This is a genomic window from Ensifer sp. VA4, assembly GCF_055710065.1.
Map to the genome: position 1 here is coordinate 1 of NZ_JBVQPO010000067.1, position 367 is coordinate 367.

The 367-nt window shown below is 60.8% G+C and carries 1 protein-coding gene; it reads left to right on the forward strand.

Going from position 1 to position 367, the window contains the following annotated elements:
- On the forward strand, positions 1–161 hold a 161-nt coding region (locus tag AC0C6X_RS30185), incomplete at its 5' end, for a helix-turn-helix domain-containing protein (RefSeq protein ID WP_472956718.1).
- Positions 162–367 lie beyond the last annotated feature (206 nt).

Consider the following 367-nt stretch of genomic DNA (forward strand, 5'->3'; position numbering starts at 1 on the left):
TGCGCGAGAACAATCATGTCAGCCAGCCAGTCTTCGCGCGCTACCTGAACACCAGTGAATCCACAGTGCAAAAGTGGGAAACCGGCGCGAAGCGGCCGAGCGGCCCAGCATTGAAGCTGCTCTCGATCGTTCAAAAGCACGGGCTCGGAATGCTCTCATGACTAGGACCGAACATTGCGCTCTGGTTGAAGGATAGCCAGCTTCGGCCGAGCCCCTCGTCCTGAAGGGTGCTCTGGCGTCCGTTGCCCAAACCTACGCGATGGGCCGGCTCGCACCTGCGGGGGCTGGTCTGCGCGACAGACTTACCATTCTGACGATCGAGGATGGTACGGTGCGCACCGCCTCGCTCAACGTGTCGAATTCCGTC